The 25,451-nt window shown below is 55.9% G+C and carries 21 protein-coding genes; 14 read left to right on the forward strand and 7 right to left on the reverse strand.

Annotated features, from left to right (window positions below; genetic code table 11):
• The first annotated feature begins 9 nt into the window (after positions 1 to 9).
• From IT444_02230 to IT444_02265, 8 genes are all read left to right on the forward strand, one after another.
• Positions 10 to 1,308: an ABC transporter ATP-binding protein gene (locus IT444_02230; GenBank protein ID MCC7191574.1), complete on the forward strand. Its 1,299-nt coding sequence runs from the start codon at positions 10 to 12 to the stop codon at positions 1,306 to 1,308.
• Between the two features lie 14 nt (positions 1,309 to 1,322).
• Positions 1,323 to 2,228, forward strand: a complete 906-nt coding sequence (locus IT444_02235; GenBank protein ID MCC7191575.1) for a hypothetical protein — start codon at positions 1,323 to 1,325, stop codon at positions 2,226 to 2,228.
• The gene (locus tag IT444_02240) at positions 2,219 to 3,472 is read left to right on the forward strand and encodes a class I SAM-dependent methyltransferase (protein MCC7191576.1); all 1,254 of its coding nucleotides are present in this window, start codon (positions 2,219 to 2,221) and stop codon (positions 3,470 to 3,472) included. The genes IT444_02235 and IT444_02240 overlap by 10 nt, the downstream gene beginning before the upstream one ends.
• 12 nt (positions 3,473 to 3,484) lie before the next feature.
• On the forward strand, positions 3,485 to 4,246 hold the full coding sequence (locus tag IT444_02245; protein MCC7191577.1) for a class I SAM-dependent methyltransferase: 762 nt from the start codon (positions 3,485 to 3,487) through the stop codon (positions 4,244 to 4,246).
• Positions 4,243 to 6,057, forward strand: coding sequence for a glycosyltransferase (locus IT444_02250; protein ID MCC7191578.1), 1,815 nt, complete (start codon positions 4,243 to 4,245; stop codon positions 6,055 to 6,057). The genes IT444_02245 and IT444_02250 overlap by 4 nt, the downstream gene beginning before the upstream one ends.
• Positions 6,054 to 7,274, forward strand: coding sequence for a glycosyltransferase family 4 protein (locus tag IT444_02255; protein ID MCC7191579.1), 1,221 nt, complete (start codon positions 6,054 to 6,056; stop codon positions 7,272 to 7,274). Before IT444_02250 ends, IT444_02255 begins: the two co-directional genes overlap by 4 nt.
• 210 nt (positions 7,275 to 7,484) lie before the next feature.
• Positions 7,485 to 8,441, forward strand: a complete 957-nt coding sequence (locus IT444_02260; protein MCC7191580.1) for a glycosyltransferase — start codon at positions 7,485 to 7,487, stop codon at positions 8,439 to 8,441.
• 24 nt (positions 8,442 to 8,465) lie between these two features.
• Entirely contained in the window at positions 8,466 to 9,281 is an 816-nt protein-coding gene (locus IT444_02265; GenBank protein ID MCC7191581.1) for a class I SAM-dependent methyltransferase, read from the forward strand.
• A gap of 125 nt (positions 9,282 to 9,406) precedes the next feature.
• Here IT444_02265 and rpoD read toward each other — a convergent pair whose 3' ends face one another.
• From rpoD to def, 5 genes are all read right to left on the reverse strand, one after another.
• Positions 9,407 to 11,248: an RNA polymerase sigma factor RpoD gene (rpoD, locus tag IT444_02270; protein ID MCC7191582.1), complete on the reverse strand. Its 1,842-nt coding sequence runs from the start codon at positions 11,246 to 11,248 to the stop codon at positions 9,407 to 9,409.
• 128 nt (positions 11,249 to 11,376) lie between these two features.
• Positions 11,377 to 13,329: a DNA primase gene (locus IT444_02275; protein ID MCC7191583.1), complete on the reverse strand. Its 1,953-nt coding sequence runs from the start codon at positions 13,327 to 13,329 to the stop codon at positions 11,377 to 11,379.
• Positions 13,330 to 13,828: 499 nt separating this feature from the next.
• The gene (gene rpmB / locus IT444_02280) at positions 13,829 to 14,110 is read right to left on the reverse strand and encodes a 50S ribosomal protein L28 (GenBank protein MCC7191584.1); all 282 of its coding nucleotides are present in this window, start codon (positions 14,108 to 14,110) and stop codon (positions 13,829 to 13,831) included.
• A gap of 110 nt (positions 14,111 to 14,220) precedes the next feature.
• Entirely contained in the window at positions 14,221 to 15,153 is a 933-nt protein-coding gene (locus IT444_02285) for a methionyl-tRNA formyltransferase (GenBank protein ID MCC7191585.1), read from the reverse strand.
• An 86-nt stretch (positions 15,154 to 15,239) separates the two neighbouring features.
• Positions 15,240 to 15,770 (reverse strand): peptide deformylase, encoded by a 531-nt coding sequence (gene def / locus IT444_02290; GenBank protein MCC7191586.1) that lies wholly within the window; start codon positions 15,768 to 15,770, stop codon positions 15,240 to 15,242.
• Between the two features lie 248 nt (positions 15,771 to 16,018).
• Here def and IT444_02295 point away from each other — a divergent pair, with 248 nt between their 5' ends.
• The 4 genes from IT444_02295 to IT444_02310 all read left to right on the forward strand — a co-directional run bounded on the left by IT444_02295 (position 16,019) and on the right by IT444_02310 (position 19,745).
• Positions 16,019 to 16,360 (forward strand): integration host factor subunit beta, encoded by a 342-nt coding sequence (locus IT444_02295; protein ID MCC7191587.1) that lies wholly within the window; start codon positions 16,019 to 16,021, stop codon positions 16,358 to 16,360.
• Between the two features lie 89 nt (positions 16,361 to 16,449).
• Positions 16,450 to 17,733 (forward strand): 8-amino-7-oxononanoate synthase, encoded by a 1,284-nt coding sequence (locus tag IT444_02300; protein ID MCC7191588.1) that lies wholly within the window; start codon positions 16,450 to 16,452, stop codon positions 17,731 to 17,733.
• A 92-nt stretch (positions 17,734 to 17,825) separates the two neighbouring features.
• Positions 17,826 to 18,410 carry an inorganic diphosphatase gene (locus IT444_02305; GenBank protein MCC7191589.1) on the forward strand — a complete coding sequence of 195 codons (585 nt, stop codon included), beginning with the start codon at positions 17,826 to 17,828 and terminating at the stop codon, positions 18,408 to 18,410.
• Positions 18,411 to 18,536: 126 nt separating this feature from the next.
• The gene (locus IT444_02310; GenBank protein MCC7191590.1) at positions 18,537 to 19,745 is read left to right on the forward strand and encodes a 1-acyl-sn-glycerol-3-phosphate acyltransferase; all 1,209 of its coding nucleotides are present in this window, start codon (positions 18,537 to 18,539) and stop codon (positions 19,743 to 19,745) included.
• A 46-nt stretch (positions 19,746 to 19,791) separates the two neighbouring features.
• Here the strand turns inward: IT444_02310 and IT444_02315 are convergent, their stop codons facing one another.
• Positions 19,792 to 20,751: an AEC family transporter gene (locus IT444_02315; GenBank protein ID MCC7191591.1), complete on the reverse strand. Its 960-nt coding sequence runs from the start codon at positions 20,749 to 20,751 to the stop codon at positions 19,792 to 19,794.
• A gap of 175 nt (positions 20,752 to 20,926) precedes the next feature.
• Between IT444_02315 and sthA the strand changes: the two genes are divergently transcribed.
• Positions 20,927 to 22,330 (forward strand): Si-specific NAD(P)(+) transhydrogenase, encoded by a 1,404-nt coding sequence (gene sthA / locus IT444_02320; GenBank protein ID MCC7191592.1) that lies wholly within the window; start codon positions 20,927 to 20,929, stop codon positions 22,328 to 22,330.
• A 77-nt stretch (positions 22,331 to 22,407) separates the two neighbouring features.
• The gene (locus tag IT444_02325; protein MCC7191593.1) at positions 22,408 to 24,852 is read left to right on the forward strand and encodes an ATP-binding protein; all 2,445 of its coding nucleotides are present in this window, start codon (positions 22,408 to 22,410) and stop codon (positions 24,850 to 24,852) included.
• A 45-nt stretch (positions 24,853 to 24,897) separates the two neighbouring features.
• On the opposite strand, the gene IT444_02330 is transcribed toward IT444_02325, so the two are convergent.
• The gene (locus IT444_02330) at positions 24,898 to 25,350 is read right to left on the reverse strand and encodes a YhcH/YjgK/YiaL family protein (protein MCC7191594.1); all 453 of its coding nucleotides are present in this window, start codon (positions 25,348 to 25,350) and stop codon (positions 24,898 to 24,900) included.
• Positions 25,351 to 25,451 lie beyond the last annotated feature (101 nt).

The raw sequence follows: 25,451 nt of genomic DNA on the forward strand, positions 1-25,451 counted from the left end.
GATAAGACCATGCTTTCGCATAAATACGCCATCGACGCCCGCAACCTCTCGAAGCGCTACACGCTGGGTGGCCGTGCAGCCATCGATCAAACATTCCGCGAGATGATTCAGAGTAAGGTCACTCGTCTGCTCGATACGGCACGCGGATTCGTCACCCCTCTGCCGGATGATGACGATTGTCTATGGGCGTTGCGAGATGTGAGTTTTACCGTGGAGCCGGGAGAAGTGATTGGAATCGTCGGCCCGAACGGGGCGGGGAAATCCACACTACTAAAAATTCTCAGCGAGATCACAGACCCGACTGAGGGTGAAGCGATCGTACGAGGCCGTGTCGCCAGCCTGCTGGAAGTCGGTACGGGCTTTCACCCTGAGCTGAGCGGGCGAGAAAATATTTATCTCAACGGCACCATTCTCGGCATGACGCGACGCGAAGTCGCCTCTCGATTTGATGCGATTGTGGATTTCAGCGGCGTCGAAAAATTCCTCGACACTCCAGTTAAACATTACTCATCAGGAATGGCGGTACGACTGGCGTTCGCGGTGGCGGCACATCTTGAGCCGGAGATCCTGATTATCGATGAAGTTCTTGCCGTTGGTGACGCGGCATTCCAGAAAAAATGTCTGGGCAAAATGCAGGACATCGCATCCGGTCACGGGCGCACCGTGTTATTTGTAAGTCACAACATGGCTGCCGTTCGCAAGCTCTGCGGTAAAGGCCTGCTCCTGCAGGGTGGGGAGGCACGATTCTTCGGCGGCGTTGAAGATTGTGTCTCCCAGTATCTCGGATCACGACTGATCCGAAGCGGTACGATTCTCAGCCACCTCGAACGATCCGGTTCCAAGGTCGCGCTCTCCTCTGTCAAAGTCAACGGTTCAACTTCCGACCTGGTGAACCTGGCATCGAATATGACTCAGCTCGACGTCGTGGTCGAGGGCCAGCTCCGCACGCCGCTCCCGCTGACGCTCGAAGCGCAGGTCTTCGACGCGGAAGGCACCGTGCTGGGAACCTACAGCCATCGTCACGTTGCAGGTGAGATGACCACGTTGCCCTCTGGAGCTTTTCATCTTGAAGCCTCAATCCAACTGCCGACGATCACACGCGGCGAATACTACCTCTCGATCTATCTCGTGGACCCGGGAGTCACGTGTTATGTGAATCTGCCGATGGCGGTCCGCATCAATGCTGAGGGTGTTCCCGCGCCATCCGGACTTGTTTACGAATACACACGAAATGCTGGCTGGGTGCTGCTCAATGACGCCCGAAATCCCGCCACGCAGCAGCACGCCACGCTGAGAAAGGCAGGTTGACCATGGAAGACAGGATGATCATCACAGGTGCATCGGCAGCTTTCGGGCCTTCGTTGCTGGCTCTGCTGGGATCGCTCCACGCCAACTGGCCTGATCACCCCAACGTCATCGTGTACGACATCGGCCTTGACGAAGCCACTTTGATGGAACTGCACCGTCATGGCGTCTGCGTCCGCCAGGTGCCTGCTTTTTGCGCTCACTGGAATCGGCATTTTGCGTGGAAGATCTGGTGCCTCAACGATGCGCCCGCCAGACAGATTCTCTGGCTCGACGCAGGAGCATGCGTGCTCGCACCGCTTGATGAGGCATTTATCTCGATTGATAAACTCGGCTACTTCGCTGTCGCTACGCACCATCCGCTGACGGAAAACGCTTCCGTAGCTGCCTGCCGCGGCTGCCGGCTGGATCCGTCATTTCGAAACAACCGGATGACCGTTGCAGGTTGCGTCATGGGATTCCACAAGGCAGGCGAAGCGGCTCCTCTGCTTACGGAAGCGATGAAAGTCGCCGGCGTCGAGGAATGTCTTGCCGCAACCGAGCCTCGCCATAGGCACGATCAAGCATTGCTGTCGCTATTGCTCTACAAATATTTTTCGCCTTTGCTGCTGGCTGATGCTGCCAATTACATGGGCTGGACATCGCCTCAGCAGGTTCCCTGTCAACAGGTCTGGGTCCATCGTCGTCGCATGCGCCCGGAAGATATGGCTGCACTGGCGGAACATATCGGCGGACCGGCGGCGGGCTACATGCCAGCTGAACCAGAAGAGAAAAAACCAGCCTCGCTCAAAGAGTACTACTGGCAGACGCTGCACAGGATCAATCGTCGCCGCGCTAAAGCAGCGGGCAAAGTATGGATTTACGACGGCGTGCGTGATCCGGCGCTGGGTGGCAACAGGCACGGAGGTCGTAAATGCGCTTGATTAATCGCGCTATTCTGAAAACTCTAGAGACAGTAAGCCGCGTTTGTGGCTTCGCTCTGGGGCGCTACGGCCAAAGCCGTCTTGGTCATGCGATTGATCGGCAAGCAAGTGGTGCCATGACGATTTATCGCCGCGCGATCTGGTCGCGTCGCTTACGTTCCCTTGGCGAGCGTGCGGAGATCGACGCGACGGTTTCCATCGCTCACCCGGAACTAGCAATCATCGGGGCCGACGCTCGGCTGGATGCCTTTGTCCGTCTTGATGCTCGTGGAGGCATAGCCATAGGAGCACGAGCAACTATCGAAAGCGGTGTGGTTCTGACAACGCTTCGACCCGCTGAGGATCGACTGAATATGCGGCAGAATACGCCGGGGAAACCGATCATCATCGAAGATGATGCATGGATCGGTCCTGCAAGTACGGTCATGCCTGGCGTAAAAATCGGACGTGGTGCCGTGATTCAGCCCGGCTCGGTCGTGCAATGGGACGTTCCACCCTATGCCGTGGCCACCGGTGTGCCAGCGCGGGTCACAGCGTATCGGCCGGTTGCCGGGGCTTTGGATGAAACGCTGCCTTCAGTCAAGCTCGACGATATCGCCGCCCCGCTACCCGAAAAACATCAGGTCATCCTGGAAGATCTTGGTTTACCGCCTTTTGCCAAACACCAGAACCATGACGACTACACGCCGCTCATGCGGCTGGTGCACGCCATCAGGCCGGCGATCGTCTTCGAATACGGCACAGCGCAGGGCAGCACAGTGGCGAATATCTGCGCCAATTGCGATGCCAGAGTTTTCACTCTTAACGCGCTGCCTGAGCAAATCAGTGGAGAAGGCACAACCTTCACTCTCGACGCTGAGACTATTGGCCGGGTGTACCGCGCTCGCGGCTACGCGAGTCGTGTTAAACAGATTCTCTGTGACAGCTTGAAGTTTGATCCTGCGGCATGGCTGTCACCGTCGAGCGTGGACCTTGCGATCGTGGATGCCTGTCATGACACAAGCTATGTGCTCAGTGACTTTCTTAAACTCGTCGATTACATGAGGCCCGGTGGTGTCGTCCTCCTGCATGACACACATCCGAGCCAGGAAGGTCATCTGGGAGGCAGTTATGCCGCCTGCTGCGCTCTGCGGGCGCGCGGCTTCGACATCCGCCACTTGGAGGGGACGTGGTGGGCGTATTGGAAGAAGCCGGCACCCGCGGTCGCCGCGGGACCACCTGTCACACGCCGTGATGCAGCATGAGGAGTCAATGCGATGCATGCGATTCTCAGCAAGCCCAGCCAGTGCGTGACTCGTGTCTATGAAGCTCTCGCGTGGCGTCTCGCCAGCCGCAGTACGATCGTGGAGAACCACTGGCGTGATCGATGGAACGCAACATCGCTCCGTCGCACGGGGAATCGCTATCTCGCCGCATCAGCGGATATCCCGGGATGGCTCACTTATCTCGAAGCATCCGCGCTCCATCGTGCGGCAACTGAGGCACCTTCGGGTAATTTCGTCGAGATCGGCAGCTTCTGCGGCCGCAGCTCGGTTGTTCTTGCCGGTGCGATAGAGGAACGTGGCAGCAGTGACAAACTCTGGTGCATTGATCCCTTCAGCGGTGCCGGTGAACCGGGTCAACAATTCACCGGTCAACAAAAGCTGATGCGAAAGATCGGTCTGGTGCGAGCCAACATCACCTCCACCTACGACACCTTTGCCGCGAATCTTGCACAACTTGGCCTGACAAGCCACATACTTACCTTTGCTGCCTGTTCACAGGATGTTTTGCCTGTCACCCGCGGCAGTTTCGCGCTGGCATTTATCGACGGCTGGCATGACTACACCCACACGCTTCGCGACGCTCAGCTTGTACAGGACCGCATCCAACCCGGAGGGTTCGTTCTGTTTCATGATTTTGGTCCGGGGTGCCCGGGTGTCGTCCAGGCTGTGAATGAAACCATAGCGGCTGACACTCGCTTTGAGCGGTTGATGTGGAATAGCGGCAGCGTTGCAGTGTTTCGGAGAGCAGCGTGATTTTCAATTGGCCACATGATCTGCCGAAGATTACCGCCATCGTCGTGTGCCGCAATGAAGCCACGAAGCTTGATCTATGCCTGAAGTCGCTTGCCTGGTGCGATCAGCGCATCGTCGTAGATCTCGGATCACACGACGGGGCATACGACGTGGCGCGTGAGCATGCGGATATCGTGCTCACCCATCCCTTCACGCCTATTGTCGAGCCTGCCCGTGTCATGGCAGCGAGTTATTCACGGAACGACTGGCTGCTCATGGTCGATCCCGATGAACAGTTTCCCGAAGGACTGGTGAGCGATATCGCTGCTATGCTGCGCACCCCCTCTGGTGCTGCTGCCGGCGCGGTTCGGCTCCCGTGGCAGTTTTATTTCAAAGGCAAGCGGCTCGATGGAACGGTATGGGGAGGTCCGAATCGCTTCAAGCGTTTTCTTGTTCACCGCCAACGCTGCAATCTCCAGCCCTTGAGCCATCGCCAGGTGATGATTCACACCGGCGACGAACTGACCATTACGCCGACTGAACTCAACCATGTGCATCACGACTGGTCTGATTCTTACCTGTCGCTGATTGAAAGACATCTCCGCTATATCTCACGCGAAGGAGAAGGACTTTTCGCTTCCGGTGAACGGTTTTCGATACGAAGGCTATTGGTTGATCCAATCAATGGCTTCAAACGGAGCATGATCGACTTCGCAGGCTGGCGATTGGGGTTCCGCGGCCTGATATTAAGTTCGATCTACGCGACGTGGCTCGCTGGGTCAGCATTGTCGCTTTTTGTGCATCAAATACGAGTAAAGAAGACCACGCCACCCATTCCACAACAACCCAAGAACAACCTGAAAATCCAGTGTTTGTTAACGGATGCGCCTGCGGGCAAACCAATACCGTTTTTTTCGTCACCGCAAAACAACACCAAGAGATATTCACGGCACGAGAAACCACGCATCACCATTATCACGCCGAGTTTCAATCAAGGAGAGTTTCTCGAAAATACAATCCAAAGCGTACTCGAACAGAATTATCCGAATCTTGAATACTTCGTTATTGACGGCGGATCGCGAGACAATAGCGTTGAGGTCATTCGTCGCTATGAAAGACATTTGGCCGGATGGATCAGCGAACCAGACCGAGGCCAGGTTGACGCGATCAATAAAGGACTTGCAGCCGCAACGGGTGACATCATCGCGTTTATCAACAGTGATGATGTTTACCTTCCCGGCACATTGTGTCATGTGGCCAACCAGATGGCGGATAGTCGAATACGCTGGCTGGTCGGCGACTACCTGACCATCGATGCAGATGGCTGTCCACAAGAATGTATCCACCCGCGTCAGCCGGAATCCTTTGCCCGGTATCTCATGCACACGAGTGGGTTCATACCCCAGCCGTCGAGCTTTTGGTCATCGATACTTTTCGATCAACATGGTTGGTTTGATCCATCGCTGCATTTTTGTTTTGACTATGAGTTCAACTGTCGTCTGCTCGCAGCAGGAGAAGCACCTGCGGTTATTAGCGGTGCGCTGGCTGCTTTTCGCCTTCATCCTGCCAGCAAGGGATGCAGTCAGCCGCTGAGTTTCGGACTTGAGCGGCTTGAAGTTGCTCGGAGGTATGAACGCCATCTTCCTCTGCGGGAGCGAATCGCGCTGAAGCGAAATATCGCCTATCGTGCCCGACGCTACGCCATCGAGCTGTCACGCCGACCTGACGGCTCGCCGCTTTGGCCACTCGTAGCTCGACGTCCGTGGTGGCTCGCCAGCAGCGAGATTCGTACGGCACTATTCGATAAGTCCTCACTTCCGGAGGCGGCATGAACCTTCAATTCATCAAGTATGGGCCGGTAGCTGTAACGATCCTCGCCAATCGGTTCTGGCCAGATAACTACGGCGGTATCGAGCGGCATATGTGGCACACCGCGACCGGTTTCGCTGACCGTGGCCTTCACACGCGGGTCATAGCGGAAAACCGCACACAGTCTCCATCGCATGAAAGTCCCAGGCCGAATCTCACGATTCAGCGCGTCCCGCCACTGGACCCCGGACGTCTATGGCGCTGGCGCGAGTGGGTGCGCATAGCCTGGTGGCGACGGATCGTATCTCGGCACACGCCCGCCGGAATGATCTGGGCCAGCGAGCCTAACAGCGCCGCCGCGACGATCTCCGCAGGTCGCACTGCGGATCTGATCTACAACCCTGCCGGATGCGGTGCTGCAATGCATCTGGTCAGCCGCCGTTATCCCTTTGTCACCTCCATGAGAGTGCCGCGAGGACAGATCCTCATCGAACGCTTCGCTTATCGCATGGCTCCACTCGTGGTCGTCAGTTCTGACAATGTCGCCCAGCAACTCGAACAACACTACGGCCGGAGACGCAATGTCCACGTCGTTCCTCACGGCGCCCAACCGAAAACACCCGTTGATCGAACTGCCTCACGGCAACGATGGGGATTAAGTGCGGACGATTTCGTCATCGGATTCGTAGGACGTCTCGATCCCTGCAAAGATCTGGGATTTCTTTTTGAGGCATTCGCGTTCTCCCGTATTCACAACGGTCGCTTGCTATTAATCGGCGACGGCCCAGATCGATCCCGTCTGGAACAAATCGCGCGACAGAAAAATATCGCTGATCGCATTACGTGGACGGGAAAACTTGATGACACAGGGCCGGGCTACGCTGCGATGGATGCGATGGTGCTGCCCTCGGTGTATGAAGCTTACGGCAACGTGGTACCCGAAGCGATGGCATTGGGAGTGCCCGTACTCGGCCGCCGCCGTGATGGGTCACTCACGCAACCGGTACTAACCGCCATGAGTGAAATGATCGCCGACGGGAAAACCGGATTTGTCGTCGATCCACACGATCCCCGTGATCTGGCTCAACGACTGACAAAGATGGCTGCCTCACCAGAGCTGACCAACCGGCTTAGTGAAAACGCTCGTCGGGCGTCAAGGGGGAATAGCAGCGATCGGATGATCAGGGGCTATCAACGTCTGCTGACAGTTGCCGGCATTGAGACATCGCGGGCAGCATAAACAATGCTAAATCCATGTGAAAACGAGCCACCTAGCGGGTATGGCGAGGAATCCTTCGCGCCGACCACGGGCCGTTTATGACGATTATTCCGATTTTTCGTTAACTCCTGCCATGGTTTGGTCGATGTTCATTACTGCCGGATCGAGTCAGCGGTGAGAGTTCCCGGCACCGAGCCAAACCCACCGCACCGATCCGCGGAGTGACCATCTATGTCGTCAACCGCACGGTCTGCTGATGTGTCCGTCCCCCGCGTTTCAATCATCACTGTCAACCATAACCGAGAGACATATATTGAGCGCACCATTTGCAGCGTGCTCGATCAGGGGTATGACAATCTCGAATACATCGTCGTCGATACAGGATCCGACGACTCGAGTAACAAACTCATTTCGATCTACGAAGATGAATTGACCTGTCTCATTGAACCGGGTCTCAGCACCGCAGCAGCACTCAACCTTGGACTCTCCCACGCAACGGGCGACATCGTTGCCTTCATTCCCAGTGGTCATCTGCTCCTGCCCGGCGCAATTGACATCGCAGTGCGACAGATGTCCGGCCGCGGCGCGACGAACTGGCTCGTAGCTCAATGCCTGAGGATCGGCGAATGGGATGAGACACTCGGTCGATTTGCCGCGCGTGCGCCTGGTTCACTCGCTTCGTTCCTCATGCATGATTCCGGGGTTCTGCCTCTGGCGTCAAGCTTCTTTTCACGCGAACTGCTGGCGGGTAATGAGTGGTTTGATCCCGCTTTCCCATACGCTCACGATTACGAACTCTCCTGCCGCCTCCTGGCAATCGGCCACGTGCCGACCGTCATCAGCGAAAACACCGCAGGATGGCGCGATTGCGAGGAGGATGCGAAGCCGGAAATCGCCATACGGCGAGGTATGGAATACATTCTGGCAGCACGTCGCTACGGCGACCGACTGCCGCTGGCGCAACGCTACAACCTCTGGATGAATTGCGACCTTCGCGATCGTATCTATACCCTCGCGGAAGCGGAACTCCAGGGCGAAAAGGCATGGAAATTTCTCTTCCACAGCCTGATCAAGCATCCGTGGTGGCTGGCAGACGAGTCGGTGCGGCGTGCACTGCGTCATGTACCACAGTCGATACCGACAACCACTCCTGCAAGCTCATCTGGCCACCGTCGCCATGCAGCTTGATGAAATGGCTCGCCTCCTACACACATGAATCCCTCACAAGATCCATGGCTGGCTACGCCAAACCTCGCCCGACTCACCGGGCAGGATATTTGGTGGCTGCGTCGAGGATTCCTCGAACGGACAATCACGATCACTCCACAGATGCGCGTGATTGAGGTAGGCAGCGGGCCGGCTCATGACTCGATCCTGTTCGCGCAGCGCGGTGCCGAGGTGACTGCTCTGGACTTTTCCATTCAAGGGCTCAACCTTGCGAGGCAGTTTTACAACTCTCTCAAGCTGCCCCTGAAAACCGTGTGCGGCAGTGCAACCGCCCTTCCTCTGGCGGATGACCAGTTTGATCTGGCGTTCAACGGCGGCGTACTCGAACACTTCACAGATGAAGCACTGGCTACGGTCATTGATGAAATGTCGCGCGTTGTAAGACCGGGAGGTACGGTACTGGCATTTTGCCCTAATCGATTCAATGTCTTCTATCAGCATCATCTCAAGACGACCGCTACACACAGTTACGATTTTGAACGAGCATTCACCTCTGGCGAGATGCGATGTCGCTTTGAGGCTGCGGGACTACGCGACGTACGGATCAGCGGGGTTCATGTGCATCCAGCATTCAATTACGTGCTGCCTTCGTGGCTACCCAAGCATCATCGCATCGAACCGTGGGGACGTGCGACATTCGGCTGGCTGGAGCGATCACACGGGTTCGAGCGAATCAAATCGCTGGTTGGCCAGGATTTCGTGGTGTGGGGGCGGGTTCCTCAATCATTCCATCGAAAGAGGCGAAGCACCATCCTCGGCGGCGGACCCGCGGTTCGTCAGGATGGCCGACGTGCCGCGTGAGTGATCCTCTCTACAGCCAAGGTTCATCGCGCATAAAAACGGGCGTGGTCACAATTGACCCACGCCCGTTTTGTTTTTTGATTTAGCCGGTTAATAAACAACTGTAGGCACGATGCTGAACAATTTTACTCTACTTCACTCTCCACGGTGCCATCAAGGAATCCGCTGAGTTTGCGGCTGCGCACGGGGTGCTGAAGCTTACGGATAGCCTTGGCTTCAACCTGACGGACGCGCTCGCGGGTGACTTTGAAGATCCGACCGACTTCCTCAAGCGTGTAGGTGTAACCGTCGCCGATACCGTAACGCAGCTTGATGATCTCGCGTTCACGGTAGGTAAGCGTCTTGAGCACTTGCTCAATGCGGTTTCGGAGCATTTCGCTTGTCGCAGTTTCGCTGGGGTTAGCTACGCTGTCGTCCTCAATGAAATCGCCGAAGTAACTGTCTTCGCTCTCGCCGACAGGGCGGTCGAGTGAAATCGGATGGCGGCTGATTTTCATGACTCGCCGTGCCTCGGCGACCGGCATCTTGGCGATATCAGCAATCTCCTCGATGGTCGGCTCACGACCAAGATCCTGAAGCAGGTTCTTGGCAATGTTGCGCAGTTTGCTCATCGTCTCAATCATGTGCACCGGAATACGGATGGTGCGGGCGTGGTCGGCGATGGCGCGGGTAATCGCCTGACGAATCCACCAGGTGGCATAAGTTGAAAACTTAAAGCCACGCTTGAACTCGTACTTATCCACGGCACGCATCAGGCCAGTGTTGCCTTCCTGAATGATGTCCAGGAACGACAGGCCGCGGTTGCGGTATTTCTTGGCGATGGAGACGACCAGTCGCAGGTTACCGCCCGACAGATCGCGCTTAGCTCGCTCATATTCATCAAACACGGTGGTGATCTCACGGACGCGAGCCTGAAGTTCCTCTGGTTCCTCAAGCACGAGCGAGCGGAGTCCCGACAATTCCTCTTTCATGACCATCTTGTCTTCGGGGTCAACACCACCACGCTGGTCATTCGCCTTGTGCAACTGACGACGCAGCTCGTTCATCTTTTCACAAATGGAGCGAAGTTTCTTGAGCAAGGGCTGAACCTTGCTCGTCCGGAGTGAAAGCTCCTCGATGAGTGTCGCCATCTTGCGGCGACGACTCTTGATCGCAGACAGAAGTTGGTCCTTCTCGGCCTTGGCCATGCGATGGTTTTCCTCCATCGCCATCCAATCGTGACGGTTAAGCTCCAGAAGCTTGCGGACGGTTTTGAGGTTCTCAGGAATACGTGCGGCGATCTTGCCCTTGGCATCGTCCTCGGCTGTGCTGATCTTCATCGTACGGTCGAAGGGAAGGTCACCCTCATCGACCATTTCGAGAATCTCCACAGCTGCGGTGATCGAGTAGTCATTCTCCAGCACCTTACGGCGGAAGATCATCCGTGTGGTTTCGATCTTCTTGGCGAGGCGAATTTCCTCCTCGCGGGTCAACAGGCTGATCTCACCCATCTGCGTCAAATACATGCGGACGGGATCGTCAATCCGGCGAGTCGCAGCTTCCTTCAACGCCTCGGCAATGTCGGCGCGGAGCTGTTCCTCGTCGATCTCCTCGACATCCTCGCCGTCGATCCGCGCGTCCACCGGAGCTTCGCCCTTGGCGGCACGGGCGGCGGCGGTCGCTTTGGCTGCCTCGACCGCAGCGAGCTTCGCCGAGGCGATCGCAGCTTTTTTCTCCGCTGCATTGGGCCGCGTCTGCCGCGGTACGGGGACCGGCTTGGCGGGCACAATTTGCCGCACCGTTGGGTCATCGGAAATGTCGATGAGTCGGATGCTCATGGTGTCGAAGCGCACGAGCAACTCATCGAGCTTATCAGGCTCGACCATCTCATCGGGCAGGAGCGTGTTGAGCTCATCGTAGGTGATGAACCCGCGCCGCTTTCCGCTTTCAATCAGTTCCGCTACGGCTGGATGCGTCTCTGCAATCACCTTAAACCACCCTTTCAAAATCTCCGGGCGTCATGCGCTCCACGCAACGCCCCCTGAACCGAACTCCTGCCACACGCCGGTTACTCAAGGCCGCACATACGACCTTGCCTCGTTCACACTTTGGAAAACTAGGAACTCAACCTCGCGATTCTTGTCGGCGAGGGGTGCGTCCGACGATGTTCAATCAGCTTGCGCAGCAGCTCGCTGCCTTGGTCGTCGTTGACGAATCCTTCACCTGATTTATCTTCAAAGCTCTGACGAACCTCGATGTATTCGATTTCCTCACGATATTGCCGAATCGCATCACCCGCTGCGATCAGAATCTGACGAAGGTGGGCAGCATCGCCAGCGGCAGCCTCAACCTCTGCCTCAGCCTGGGTTGCCAGTGCGGTAAGATCGGTCTGGTTTTGCGAAGCGAGATCAGCGAGCACGGTACTCATCGTGAATTCGATCCCGTCGCTTAGACGTTGATGAAGCGATCCATACAACCGCTGGCCGATCGGAGTAATCAACTCGGCGGGAGTAACCGCTTCGTCGAGCGTTCGGCCATCAGACAGCATCTGGTGAAACAATCCTGGCTCCCGCAGCAGGCACCCGATGACCTGCCTCTCGGCCCGTGCGAGAGCCTTCATTTTATGCTGACTCTGAGGCGAGGCAACGTCCGCTCGCAAGTTATCAATTTCATTATCGGAGCCGCTTTGAACCCCGTTTTCAGTGCTGATACGCGGGTTCTGAGATCGACGCACAGGGGCCAATCGCTTCAGTAAATCCTGAATGGCCTGCTCGGATAAGTGCAGCATCGACGCCAAACGCTGGATTACCATGGCCTTACGGATCACGTTCGTCTGCGACAAACCGAAAGATGCCAGCTTCGTCAAATACTCTTCCGCCACGCGCTGACTCCCGGTCACGGTAGTCGCGGCATTAAGCTGGACACGAACCCGGCGGAACTGAAACTCCAGCGCATCGACCGACGCGGCAATTGACTTGTTCCACTGTTCGACCCCATCGGGCATTTCAAACAGCTCAGCAGGATCAACTCCTTCGGGCAGAACCACGAAGGCGACATCCATCTCGCCGGTAAGAAATATTTCGACGGCGCGGTCGGCGGCTTTCTGCCCTGCCTCGTCACCGTCATAGATAAGCACGACTTTTTCGGCGAAGTGGCGCAATGCCTGCACGTGCTGAAGTGTCAGCGCGGTCCCTAGCGTTGCCACCACATTGCGGATACCCGCCTGATGGCAGGCGATCACATCGGTGTATCCCTCGACGATGACGGCTGTCTTGGTGTCGATGATCGGCTTCTTGGCCATATGCAGGCCGTAAAGCGTCGCGCTCTTGTTAAAGAGCACGGTCTCAGGACTGTTGAGGTACTTAGGCTCATCCTCGTCGCGGAGCTTGCGGCCACCAAAGGCTATGGGCCTGCCGATCGCATCGAAGATCGGAAAAATTAGGCGATGTCGCATCCGATCATAAAAGGACGATCGGTCGAGATCTTGGCTGCGCTCACGAGGCGAGATCAGCCCCGCCATGGCGAAGGCTTGCACATCCCATGCTTTCTCATTGATCATCATGGCCAGACCGTCCCAACGATCCGCTGCATAGCCGATCTGAAACGCCTCGACCATCTCAGCACTGATCCTGCGTTTGGCGATGTAATCGCGTGCCGTCCGACCATGATCGGGATGACGAAGCAGCGCACGAAAGAACTCCACCGCCTGTGAGTTGGCCCGGGCAATGCGTTGTCGCTCCGTCGGGCTTTCCTCTTCCTGACTCCCGCCGCCCCGTCCCTGAACCAGCTTGATCCCCGTACGGTCCGCCAGCAGTTTCAGTGCATCGGGGAAACTCATCTTGTGATAATTCATCACGAAGCTGAACACATCGCCACCAGCACCGCATGAAAAGCATTTGTAAATCTGCTTCGTGGGCGAGACGTGCATGGACGGGTTCTTGTCATCGTGAAACGGACAGAGCCCCAGAAACTCCTTGCCCCGAGCCTTGAGCGAGACCTGCTCGCCAATCAGCCGGACGATGTCAGTTGCCTGCTGAACCTCGTTTTTTTGATCGTCACGCGACGGCATGTTGGAAGCCTCTACCTGCCTGCTACAAACTGTTCGGCGGCGTCTGAGAACGGGACATCTCCGTAGAGAGGTCCGTACGGACGCCGGGCACTATTTGCGGAGCGGCCACATAAAAACTACGTCTCCGACTCCCATCGAAGACTACTCAATCCACCACCCTCCGCCCCGAGGCTTCGGTATCGCATAACTCCGTAATCAACAAGACTTTTGGGAACATCCATCAGCTTGCTGTGCCGTTATTTTGCGACCCTTAAGAAATATCACAGGAATCGAATCAGTCAACCAAAAGTGCTGACTTATCATGAAAATCTCACAGAATTTTGTCCACGAATTGATTCTGAACTGCCCCATCACGTTTTATAGAATTACCCAATCCGTGTTTACAACAAGAGTTGCGAAAAATACATCGACTTTGCAATTCGCTCCGTTCCTCCATAAAAAAAACGCCAGCGAACCGGCGTTTGAAAAACTATTTGGCTGTCAGGCACTCTTGATGGGACTACTCGGCTGCGGGCTGACTCGCGGTCGCAGGTCTGTATGCATACTTCCGCTTCAGCGGCTTGGTGACCAGCCCCATACGGATGGCTTTAGTCGAGACCTTGACCCGTTGAAGGGAACCATCCACAACCGCGGGAACGGACTGGATATTCGGCTTAAAAGTACGCTTGGTCTTGCCGGTAATTTTGGTGCCGACACCGCCGAGGTATTTGGCTTTACCGCGCGTGGTGTACGTGTGGCCGGTGGTGGTCTTACGTCCGGTGAATTTGCAAACGCGTGGCATAATCAAACCCCTGCAGGATAAATCTGTGTGGGAATTTCGAGCAAAGTATCTTATCCAAATGAAAAGTTACATGCAAACCAACAGATCCTCGCCAAACGCCCTCTATATTTCTATTTAACTAGGTGCTCGCCAGGCCGCATAGGTCTGCCGCGAATAAACTCCTCAATCGTCATGGCCCGACTGCCGGGAACCTGTACCTCCAGCAAACGCACCGAACCGTCGGCAACGGCGACCCGCTGATGCTCCAGTATTACCCCCGGCTCGCCGTCATAGCGGCCAGGCTCTGCAGCCACACGCAGTATTGATAACGGTTGCAGACGCTGATCTTTTTGCACCCACGTCATCTGCACACCGGGCCAAGGCGTCAATCCATGCACACGACGACGGACCTCATCGGCTGTTGCATGAAAATCCACATATCCATCCGCCTTGGAAAACTTCGCAGCACGGCTGGCTAATGACTCATCCTGCGGCTGCCCCTGAAGCTGGCCACGGATAAAATCGCTCAGCACTTTTTCGATCACATCGGGGCCCATGACAGAGAGACGGTCGTGCAGTTCGCCTGCCGTCTCCAGCGGATCAATCGGCGTAGAGGCAGTGGCGTAAACCACTCCCGCATCCATGCGTTGCGCAAGTGAAATCACGGATACACCGGTTTGCTTCTCGCCGGCAAGTATTGCCCAGTTAATCGGAGCGGCTCCACGGAATTTCGGCAGCAGCGAAGCGTGGAGATTGACTGCCAACCCGCCCAGGGCTGCGACGAGCGGCTCGCCAAGCTTCTGCCCAAAAGCAATGACCACGGAAGCATCCGGCTGCAACTCGCGGATCATCTCCACAAACGCTTCTGTATTGACGTTCTCCTCCTTATAGACACGCAGACCGATGGCTTGCGCCCAAGAAGCAATGGGTGTCGGGGTCAACTTTCTCTGCCGACCCGCGGGACGATCCGGTTGAGTCACCACCGCAGCAATTTCATGTCGCCCCGCCAGACGTTGAAGCGTCGGCAGGCCAAACTCACCTGAACCAAGGAACACAAGTTTCATATGAATGATTCCGATGCGATCAGCGACGGATCATCCTGGATTATCGCAGATGAATTTAAAAGTATCGCGCAACACTGTTGCAAGCCTCACTGCTTGGATCTCGCTTCAAGCTCGCGCACCACTCGCTGGTTAGCAAGCTTATCCATGGGGCTCATGCGGTCGAGGATCAACAAGCCGTCGAGGTGATCGGTCTCGTGTTGCCAGATGCGAGCCTGGAGCTCCTCACTCGTCAGCGTGAATGTATTTCCCATCAGATCTTGCGCGGTTACGGTGATGGCCTTGGGGCGCCGGATCGTCGCGTGGATCTGCGGCAGGCTCAGACAGCCTTCCTCGAAATCCTCGGTTTCACGACTTGGGTTGGAGAGGACGGGATTGATGAAGACAAAATCCTGACGTTCTTCCCTAGTCTCACCGGGGCCGACCGCCACGAACATGCGCCAGCTCAGTCCGACCTGTGGTGCCGCCAGCCCAACGCCAGGGGCCTCGTGCATCAATTCGATCATACGACTTGCCACCGAACGGACTTCGTCACTGATGGCTGCAACGGGCTGAGAGCGCGTCCGCAGCACACGGGCGGGATAGGTGACGATCCGAAGTTTTCCGGGGTCAACTGACATGATCGGGATGGTAGGTGAGACTGGGCAAGGCAACAAGCGACATGAAGGCCTCAAAAACCACTAAAATCACCCATTGGTTCCATGATCCTAATCTTGACTCACATATAAGGGAATGTCATACTGATTAAGGCGTTGTGGCATTTGACGTACTTGGATGCCACAGCGCCAGACATGTCAACGGCCCGGTTGGTTGATGGTATGATTCGGTCTGGGTGGGACTGCTAATCATCTGATTGATAGGGGCTCGCATGGCCACAATTACTAAAAAAGAACTCATTGACCATATCTCCGACGCGACCGGTGAAAAGCGGGTCGTAGTCAAGAAAATCGTTCAGAGTTTTCTGGACTCGATCATCGTGGAGCTTGGCAAGGGAAATAGACTTGAGTTTCGGGATTTTGGCGTTTTTGAAGTCAAGCAACGCCGCGCTCGAAAGGCTCAGAACCCCAAAACGCTCGCACCGGTACAGGTGCCACCCAAGCGTACTGTAAAGTTCAAGGTCGGACGCCTGATGAAACAGACGCTCATCAGCGACAATCCCGTCGCAGCGGTCAACCTCGCCGCCGCAGCGCGTAACCAAGACGACGAGTAACCTGTCCATCGCAGCCAGTATGCGAGTTATTTATCCGGCTGCTTCATGCCGAAATCGGAGCGGTAATGAGTTGTCGCTAAACTCATTTCATGCCTTATTGGCTTGATGAAATCCGTGCCGACCTCAAACAGCTCGAACGTGACAACCTTCTACGCACATTGAAGGTCGTCGAGGTGAACGGCCGAACCATTCGCCGCAATGGACGGGAACTTATCAATCTGGCCGGTAACGATTATCTTGGCCTGTCATCCCATCCGCGTGTTCGTGATGCAGTAATCGATGCCGTGCGGCTTTACGGAACCGGAGCTGGAGCAAGCCGGCTGGTCAGCGGTCATTTACCCATTCATGCTCAAATGGAAACGAAGTTTGCCGCATTCAAGCATGCGGAAGCGGCACTGATCCTGCCCAGCGGCTATACCGCCAATCTTGCCGCTGTCACTGCGCTTGCTCAGCCTGGGGATCTGATCTGTGTGGACAAGCTCAATCACGCAAGCCTGATCGATGCGGCACGTGCCAGCGGCGCGGAAGTACGGGTATTTCCGCATCTGCGCTACGACAAGCTCGAACGATTGCTCCAGCGCGGCCCGCGTACCAGAACACTCTTGCCCACGGAAATAAACCCCTCGAAAACAACCTTTTCGACGTCATCCTCCTCGGGAGAAGTCGCCTCGGACGAATTATTGACGGCTGCCACCGAACGAACTCCCCGCACTTTCATCCTTACCGATTCAGTTTTTTCCATGGATGGCAACACCGCTCAACTTCCAGAACTCTGTGATCTGGCTGAAAAATACAGCTCCATCCTGATGGTGGATGAAGCTCACGGCACCGGCGTGCTCGGTGAAACCGGTGGCGGCTTGTGCGAACTTCAGGGTATTACCTCGCGCGTCGATGTCGTTATCAGCACTGCGAGCAAGGCACTGGGGGGGCTCGGAGGCATCGTCACCGCCCGACGTGAGGTAATTGCAACACTGGTCAATCGCGCTCGCTCTTTTATCTTCAGCACTGGCGTCCCACCCGCACAGGTTGCCGCCATCGGTGCCGCGCTCGATGTGCTGCGCGATGAACCATGGCGCATACGGAAAATCAGGGAATTGGCTGTTTACCTCCGCAGCCGGCTGCACAATCTGGGCTGGGGGATCCCCTCTCCATCATCAGACCCTTTGACCCCTGCGACTCCCATTATCCCACTGATCGTCGGCACACCCGCCAATGCGCTGGCGCTGTCTGCGCAATTGGAAGACAACGGCTTTTTCGCGCCGGCAATCCGCCCCCCCTCCGTGGCACCCGGAGCATCCCGCGTCCGCCTATCGTTGCGAGCGGATCTGGAGCCGGATGACATCGATCGCTTGTGCGGATTGTTGAAACGTTGACAGGCATTTACGCAATTTTGCCTCTATCAAAAGTGTTTATCACGGCTGCATGAGTGTGCTACACTCCGCACCCCACTACTGAGAGAGATTTCATGATTAATCGATTCCACGCTGTTGGTCCGGGCACAAAGGTCCCTTCCATCGTTCATGCGATCGTCGAGATTCCCAAAGGACGACGAAGTAAATTCGAGGTCGATAAAGAAACCGGACTCATCCGTCTTGACCGCTATCTTTATTCGTCGCTCATGTATCCGGGCGATTATGGATTCATTCCCGGCACGCTTGCTGAGGACGGCGACCCGCTCGATATCCTCGTCATGGTCAACGAGCCGACATTCAGTGGCTGCCTGATCGAAGCAAGACCCATCGGCTTGTTCAAAATGACTGACCGTGGCGCCAATGACTACAAAGTACTCGCGGTCCCCAGTTCGGACCCGATCTTCGCGGAATACAATGATCTCTGGCGCGTTCCGCCTCACTTCCTTCGTGAGGTTGAACACTTTTTCGGAACTTATAAGGAACTCGAAGGTAAAGCCGGCGAAGACGTTGTACAGACGCTCGGTTGGGAGCCCGCGGATAAAGCTCGTGGCGAGGTGCTTTCCTGCGTCAAGCGATTTTCGCAGAAACACACGAGTCCTTCCCGTTCCAAGCCGCGAAAAGCCAGCAAAAAGAAGTAGTGTTGATCGCTGATTCACTCCGCACATTGCCGCGGATTCAATCCGATCCACGGAAGAAAGAGATGAGGAGGCATCCATTGCTTTCCGCGTGCTGCCGTTCTTGCCATACTCTGGTAATCTTTCTACGTGCGCCCGATCATCAGTGAGAAGCCCTACCGCTTCGTTCCGCCGTGCGATAGTAGGTTCTGGCCCGCAGTTGTGGGGCTATACCTGCCGCGCTATCTGCGCACGCGCCATGGGGTAACGCGCGTCGAATGTCGTGGCGTGGAAAAATTGCGGAGTTCCATCGACGCAGGTCATGGAGTACTTCTTGCACCTAATCACTGCCGCCCGCCCGATCCGTTTGTTCTGGGCATTCTGTCGCGTCGAGTCGGCCACTCGTTCCACACAATGGCGAGCTGGCACCTTTTTATGAACGGCAGAATGCAGGCTTTTCTCTGCAACCGTGCCGGTGCTTTCAGCGTTTATCGTGAGGGGCTTGACAAGGCAGCCATCGATGCGGCCATAGACATCCTCGCCGAGGCAAAGCGACCGCTGATTATTTTTCCCGAAGGCAATATCTCTCGTTCCAACGACGCGCTGCTCTCGTTGATGGAGGGTACCGGTCTGATCGCACGTACAGCCGCCAAACGCAGAGCGAAAGATCAACCTGATCGTAAGGTCGTCATTCATCCTGTCGCGTTGCGCTATTTGTTCAAGGGTAATATCCGCACTGCGCTGGAGCCGATCATCCGGCAGATCGAAGCACGTCTCTCCTGGCGGCCTCAGAGCCAGCTTGGACTTGTCGAACGTGTCGTCAAAGTCGGCCACGCGCTTCTGGGACTCAAAGAAATCGAATACCTCGGTTCGCCGCAGGGCGGGACGACAGCCGAGCGGCTTGATCGGCTGATCAACTACGTTCTGGAGCCGATCGAGGCTGAGTGGCTTAACGGCCAGCGTGAGCCGCATGTCTCCGCACGAGTAAAACGACTACGGATGGCGATTCTGCCTGACATCGTCAAGGGGGAGATCAACGATGCCGAACGCGACCGCCGTTGGAAACAACTGTCTGACCTCTATCTGGCGCAGCAGTTAGCGTGCTACCCGCCGGATTACGTACGGTCCAAGCCCACCGTGGAACGGTTGCTTGAAACCGTCGAGCGTTTTGAGGAAGACCTCACCGATGTGGCGCATATCCACTCGCCAATCGAAGTGATCGTGGAAGTCGGCGACGCGATCGAATCAGGCACGACGCGCGATCGTGGCACGGGTGGCGATCCGCTAATGCATAAGATCGAGGAATCGCTGCGGGTGATGCTGTCACGGCTTTCGGAGTCATGCACACCGTTTACGTGAACTATTTTTCACTGGTTGCAGCTGTCAGAGTAATGACAAACTTGTATCAGATCGGAACCCCCGGTGCGAGTATATCCACCACCCACATCGCCAATGTTACGCTGACTGCGGAAGCAACCGTGGTCCAGAACACGCAATCAGCTGCGGTGTCGGCATCACCTTCAAGCTCAATAGTCAGCAGCAGCGTATTGATCGCCGTCGGAGCGGCGCAGCCGATGATGATCTGCTTCCCCGGCCAGGGCCACAGTCCCAGCCACCACACTCCCAGACCAGTGACCAATGGAAACAATATCAGCTTCACGAGCATCACAACGGAGACCAACCTCCAGCTTGGCCAGCGGGCGCGTGTCGCCAGTTGCGCACCAAGTGTGATAAGCCCGATGGGGACGACCGCAGTTCCCAGCGGGACAATGCTCTGTGTGAACCATGTCGGTAATTCGAAGCCGGGATTCCGAAACCGAATCTCACGCAGGACGAACGCTGCGACGATCACGTAAAGCATCGGCAGCTTGAAGTAGCCGAATCCGCCCCGCCACCCCTCGCCGTTGCCCAAAGACAGAATCAGGTAGCCGAGGTACCAGATGGCGATGTTGCTCGCCAGCACGATCAGTGCCTGGGCAGCAACACCCTTTGATCCATAATGCAAAGAAGCGACGGGAATGCCGAAGTTACCAGCGTTGAATACAACACTGCCGAGAATCACGGTGGCCATCGTGCCCGGTGGAATTTTGCGCCATCGCAAGGCAGCGAACAGAGGCAGAGCGATGCCTGCTGTGGGAATGACGACCGCGAAAAGTATTCCGCCGATCTGACGCCAACTGAGCAGGCTTTCATAGACGTTAATAAATAAAAAGCACGGGATGAGCAGATAAATATTCAACCGCGAAAGTGTGGGCATGTGCAGCGGTGAAATTCGCTGAAGCAGTGCCCCGAAACCGATCATGATCAGAATGGGAAGAATGACACCGGAAAAAATCTCTGCGAGCTGATGGATCGGTCCAGGCATCGGTCGAAAGTGTAACGAAAGGTGGACGTTGAGCGGAGCGGTGCTAGGTGACTAGCATTGAGCTGGCTGGACGTTGTTGCTTAATCTGCGTACAACAGGCCTGCCCGGTTTACCCCATCACCCTATCCATCCGATATAGGTGATACATTCGTTACTCCACATACAGCGTACTCCCATGAAGCACTACGATCTGGCGGTCATCGGTACCGGCCCGGCAGGACAGAAGGCAGCGATCCAGGCAGCCAAGCTCGGTAAGTCCGTCTGCATCATCGAAAAAAATGATGTTGTCGGCGGTGTCGCGGTCAACACGGGTACGATCCCTTCCAAAGCCTTGCGCGAGGCGGCACTCCATCTGACCGGTGCCAGTCAGCGTGGTCTGTTCGGACAGAGCTACCGCGTCAAACGAAAAATTACCATTGCTGATCTCATCGGCGTCAGTCAGCGGGTCATCCGACATGAGTGGGATGTCATCCTTGATGCGTTTGATCGCAACGGAATCGATCTCGTTTGGGGTGCTGCCCATTTCGAGGGGCCGAATCTGCTGCAGATCGTCCGGGCTGAAGAAACCGAGATGGTCACCGCGGAAAAGTTTCTGATCGCAATCGGAACCCGCCCTGCTCGACCCGAAGATGTGCCCTTTGACGATGAAACCGTTTTCACCTCCGATGAAATACTCAAGCTCAACCACTTGCCCAAGAGCATGATCGTCGTCGGTGGCGGCGTCATCGGCACCGAGTACGCCTGCATCATGGCGACGCTGGGTATCCAGGTCACCATGCTCGAAGGCCGAAACCATGTGCTCGGCTTCCTTGATGAAGAAATCGCCGAGTCGTTCCAGTACCAGATGCGCCAGGCAGGGATCACCCTGCGGCTGGGTGAAAAAGTCGCAAAGATCGAACGGTTCTCGCCCGGCGAGAGCAACGGCGTGGCGGTGCAGGCAACACTTGAATCCGGCAAAAAACTCCAGGCTCAAACTTTACTCTATGCCGTAGGTCGTCAGGGACTCTGCGGCAAGCTCGCACTGGAAAACGTAGGAGTAACTTACGACGACCGCGAGCGGCTCACGGTCAGCAAGAACTACCAAACCGAAGTGCCCCATATCTACGCGGCAGGCGACGTGATCGGATTTCCCGCGCTGGCGTCAACCGCGATGGAGCAGGGACGCCAGGCTGTCTGCCACATGTTCGGGGTGGAGGTTCGTTCATTCTCCGAGTTATTCCCCTTCGGTATCTATGCGGTGCCCGAAATCTCCATGGTCGGCAAAACCGAGGAGCAACTGACAAAAGCAGCTATCCCCTACGAAGCAGGCGTCGCTCACTACAAAGAAATCGCACGCGGACAACTACTCGGTGACGAAACCGGAATGCTCAAGCTGCTCATTCATCAGGAAAACCGACAGATCCTCGGCGTACACATCATCGGCACCGGCGCCACGGAACTGGTCCATATCGGCCAGGCGGTAATGGCATTCAACGGCACGGTCGAATTCTTTATCGACAACGTCTTCAACTACCCGACCCTCGCAGAAGCCTACAAAATCGCGGCCCTCAACGGGTTGAACAAACTCAGACACATCTAAAACGCCTGCATCCGCGACCAGCGGTCGTGGTCTGCTCTATACTGAAGGCATCACTTCTTCGGGAGGATGCATCGTCCATGGCAGAACCGTTGTATGTTGAGAAGCCGGGAAAGTTTTATCTCGGCAAAGATTACGATCTCCAAGCCGGTAAGACGGGTAATATCCCGCTGCAATATGACGCCAAAGATTTAACCACGCATGGCGTCTGCGTGGGTATGACCGGCAGCGGCAAGACGGGCCTCTGTCTGGCTCTACTGGAAGAAGCAGCCCTTAACGGTATTCCCGCTATCTGTATTGATCCCAAGGGTGATCTGACCAACCTGCTGCTGACATTTCCACAACTACGACCGCAAGACTTTCGGCCATGGGTCGATCCAAGTGAAGCTACTCGACGCGGATTATCGCTCGATGACCTTGCTGCACGAACTGCCAGCATGTGGAAGGATGGGCTTGCCCAATGGGGTCAGGACGGTGCACGCATTCAGCGATTCAAAGACGCTGCTGACATTGCCATCTATACCCCCGGCAGCAGTGCCGGACTACCGTTAAGCGTGCTGCAATCGTTTGCTGCACCTGCAACTGCTGTGCGCAACGATCCTGAAGCACTCGGTGATCGAATCGCTTCGTCAGTCTCAGGCTTGCTGGCACTGGTGGGCATTGAAGCCGACCCGCTGCGCAGCCGCGAACACATCCTTCTCTCGAACCTGCTTGACCATGCCTGGCGAGCCGGTCGCGATCTGGATATGGCCACGCTGATACGGGATATCTCGCATCCTCCATTCGACAAAGTCGGCGTGATGGATCTCGAAAGTTTTTATCCCGCGAAAGAACGATTTGCGCTGTCGATGTCGCTCAACAATCTGCTCGCCTCACCCGGCTTCAGTGCGTGGATGCAGGGAGAACCGCTCAACATTCAGCGGCTGCTGTACACCGAAGCCGGTAAGCCACGGTTGGCGATTCTTTCCATCGCACACCTGAGCGACGCTGAACGTATGTTTTTCGTCACTCTGCTGCTGGGGGAAGTGCTCGCATGGATCCGCGCGCAATCAGGTACCTCCAGCTTGCGGGCTTTGCTCTACATGGACGAGGTGTACGGTTATTTTCCACCCAGTGCCAATCCGCCTAGTAAGGTACCGATGCTCACACTGCTCAAGCAGGCACGCGCCTTTGGACTGGGCGTGCTGCTGGCTACGCAGAATCCGGTCGATCTCGATTACAAGGGACTGTCCAACGCAGGCACCTGGTTCCTCGGTCGATTACAAACCGAGCGTGACAAGATGCGTGTGCTTGACGGATTGGAAGGTGCCTCAGCCGCTGCTGGCGCACGCTTCGATCGCTCACGAATGGAAAAAATTCTCTCCGGCCTGGGTAAGCGTGTGTTTCTGGTCAACAACGTACATGAAGACCAACCAACAGTCATTCAGTCACGCTGGGCTATGTCATATCTGCGCGGCCCGCTGACACGAGATCAAATTTCACAGTTGATGGCAGACCGCAAATCACAGACACCCAAAGCCGCAGTGACCGCAACCGATCGCGGATCATCGAACGTACACGCGATCCCTACAGATAAACCCCTTTTGCCGCCGGGCTTGAAGCAGGTTTTTCTCAGCTGCAAGCCAGAATTGAAAAATACGGCGGTCACCTACCAACCGGCACTCTACGGCAACGCCAATCTGCATTTCGTAGATACAGCTAATAAGTTCGACGCCTGGCAGCCACACGCTTTTATCTTGCCGCTCAATGATGAATCTGCTGATGACAACTGGTCCGGTTGCGAAGTAGTCGTTGGTGAATTGTCAGGCGTGAATGGGGAACCGGATTGCCCGACAGCTCAATTTGCCGAATTGCCGAGCAGATTCCGCCAGCCAAAGGCACTGATCCAGATGCGCAGTGAGTTGAAAGATTACATCTACCAATCACTGCGATTGGAGTTGCGCAAGTGTCTGCCGCTGAATCTGACCGCGCAGCCCGGCCAATCTGACGAAGACTTTCGACATGCGATCGAGCAGGAGGCAGCCCGTCAGTCAACCGCTGAGATTACCCGCCTGGGTACAGCTCTGGAGGAAAAACTGCGGCCATTGGAAATTCAAAAGCAGCAACAGCCGTCAGGATTCTGGGTCGGGTGCAAGCGTGTGATCAAGTTGATCGGTCGTTTTCTGCTGCGTATCGCGTTGCTGTTACCTGAGATTTTGCTGCGTATGGCTGATCTTTACCTGAATAAGGGCCGCCGCTATCGCAAGGTCCTCACACAACGCCAGCTCGACCAGGCGGGTCGGGCCCTTAGCCAGTCTGGTCGTGAGACTGCACGCGACCCCAAAGAACTAACGCGGGGTGAAATTGAAACGGAAATCGCGGAGCTGCGTGCTCAGTTTGAGGTTGATAAAAAAGCAGTCGAAGCCCGTTACAACCCCGATCAACTGCTCCGACAGATTGAGAAGGTGTCGATTCCTCCACGGAAATCAGATATCGACATCAATGATTTGCAAATCCTGTGGAGGCCGGGCAAGGCGAAAGGCTGATGGATTTCAGTCTGTATGCTGCAGCCCCCTGTCACGGTTTAGGTTTCAATCCACCCGTACCTTGACCACCACCTTTTTCACCGCGCAGGGTTGGTCAACCGCGGCACAGGGAATATGTGCATCCTGCGGATGAAATATGGCGAACATCCCCGGCCGAACCCTGACGAAATCAGGTTTACCCGTGCCAAGCAGGTAATCATCCTTTTCCTTATATGCTTCTGTGATCTGGATATCGTTGATGTTGGCGTAGCCCATGCACTCGTCGCCAGCCACGACATATTGCACATCAATGTGCTTGCGATGAGCTTCAAATCTGCCCTGCTCCTTGGGTTTGGTGTCGTAGCTTTGTACAAGCGCAAAAACATTTTCACCATCAATTGGATACTTGCCGTTTTCGAGCGTGGCTAGATCTTTGCGACGAAGAAACTCAAAGGCCTTAGCCAAGCGACTGCCGGGGGCAGCATATTGTGAAGCGTTTTCGAGTTGATCGATAATCATGGTTTGCTCCTGCGTAAGTCAGCAGAATAGCAGAACAGAAACGCACCGCCGTAACTCGCGTCGGTTGTTTTTGCAAATCCATCACTCGCAATGGCAAGAGT

It is taken from the genome of Phycisphaeraceae bacterium, from assembly GCA_020851465.1.
Taxonomy (GTDB): Bacteria; Planctomycetota; Phycisphaerae; order Phycisphaerales; family Phycisphaeraceae; genus JADZCR01.

Coding starts and splice junctions, on each gene's coding strand:
- IT444_02230 (MCC7191574.1), top strand. CDS start 10: ATGCTTTCGCATAAATACGCCATCGACGCCCGCAACCTCTCGAAGCGC.
- IT444_02235 (MCC7191575.1), top strand. CDS start 1,323: ATGATCATCACAGGTGCATCGGCAGCTTTCGGGCCTTCGTTGCTGGCT.
- IT444_02240 (MCC7191576.1), top strand. CDS start 2,219: ATGCGCTTGATTAATCGCGCTATTCTGAAAACTCTAGAGACAGTAAGC.
- IT444_02245 (MCC7191577.1), top strand. CDS start 3,485: ATGCATGCGATTCTCAGCAAGCCCAGCCAGTGCGTGACTCGTGTCTAT.
- IT444_02255 (MCC7191579.1), top strand. CDS start 6,054: ATGAACCTTCAATTCATCAAGTATGGGCCGGTAGCTGTAACGATCCTC.
- IT444_02260 (MCC7191580.1), top strand. CDS start 7,485: ATGTCGTCAACCGCACGGTCTGCTGATGTGTCCGTCCCCCGCGTTTCA.
- IT444_02265 (MCC7191581.1), top strand. CDS start 8,466: ATGAATCCCTCACAAGATCCATGGCTGGCTACGCCAAACCTCGCCCGA.
- IT444_02275 (MCC7191583.1), bottom strand. CDS start 13,329: ATGCCGTCGCGTGACGATCAAAAAAACGAGGTTCAGCAGGCAACTGAC.
- rpmB (MCC7191584.1), bottom strand. CDS start 14,110: ATGCCACGCGTTTGCAAATTCACCGGACGTAAGACCACCACCGGCCAC.
- IT444_02285 (MCC7191585.1), bottom strand. CDS start 15,153: ATGAAACTTGTGTTCCTTGGTTCAGGTGAGTTTGGCCTGCCGACGCTT.
- def (MCC7191586.1), bottom strand. CDS start 15,770: ATGTCAGTTGACCCCGGAAAACTTCGGATCGTCACCTATCCCGCCCGT.
- IT444_02295 (MCC7191587.1), top strand. CDS start 16,019: ATGGCCACAATTACTAAAAAAGAACTCATTGACCATATCTCCGACGCG.
- IT444_02300 (MCC7191588.1), top strand. CDS start 16,450: ATGCCTTATTGGCTTGATGAAATCCGTGCCGACCTCAAACAGCTCGAA.
- IT444_02305 (MCC7191589.1), top strand. CDS start 17,826: ATGATTAATCGATTCCACGCTGTTGGTCCGGGCACAAAGGTCCCTTCC.
- IT444_02315 (MCC7191591.1), bottom strand. CDS start 20,751: ATGCCTGGACCGATCCATCAGCTCGCAGAGATTTTTTCCGGTGTCATT.
- sthA (MCC7191592.1), top strand. CDS start 20,927: ATGAAGCACTACGATCTGGCGGTCATCGGTACCGGCCCGGCAGGACAG.
- IT444_02325 (MCC7191593.1), top strand. CDS start 22,408: ATGGCAGAACCGTTGTATGTTGAGAAGCCGGGAAAGTTTTATCTCGGC.
- IT444_02330 (MCC7191594.1), bottom strand. CDS start 25,350: ATGATTATCGATCAACTCGAAAACGCTTCACAATATGCTGCCCCCGGC.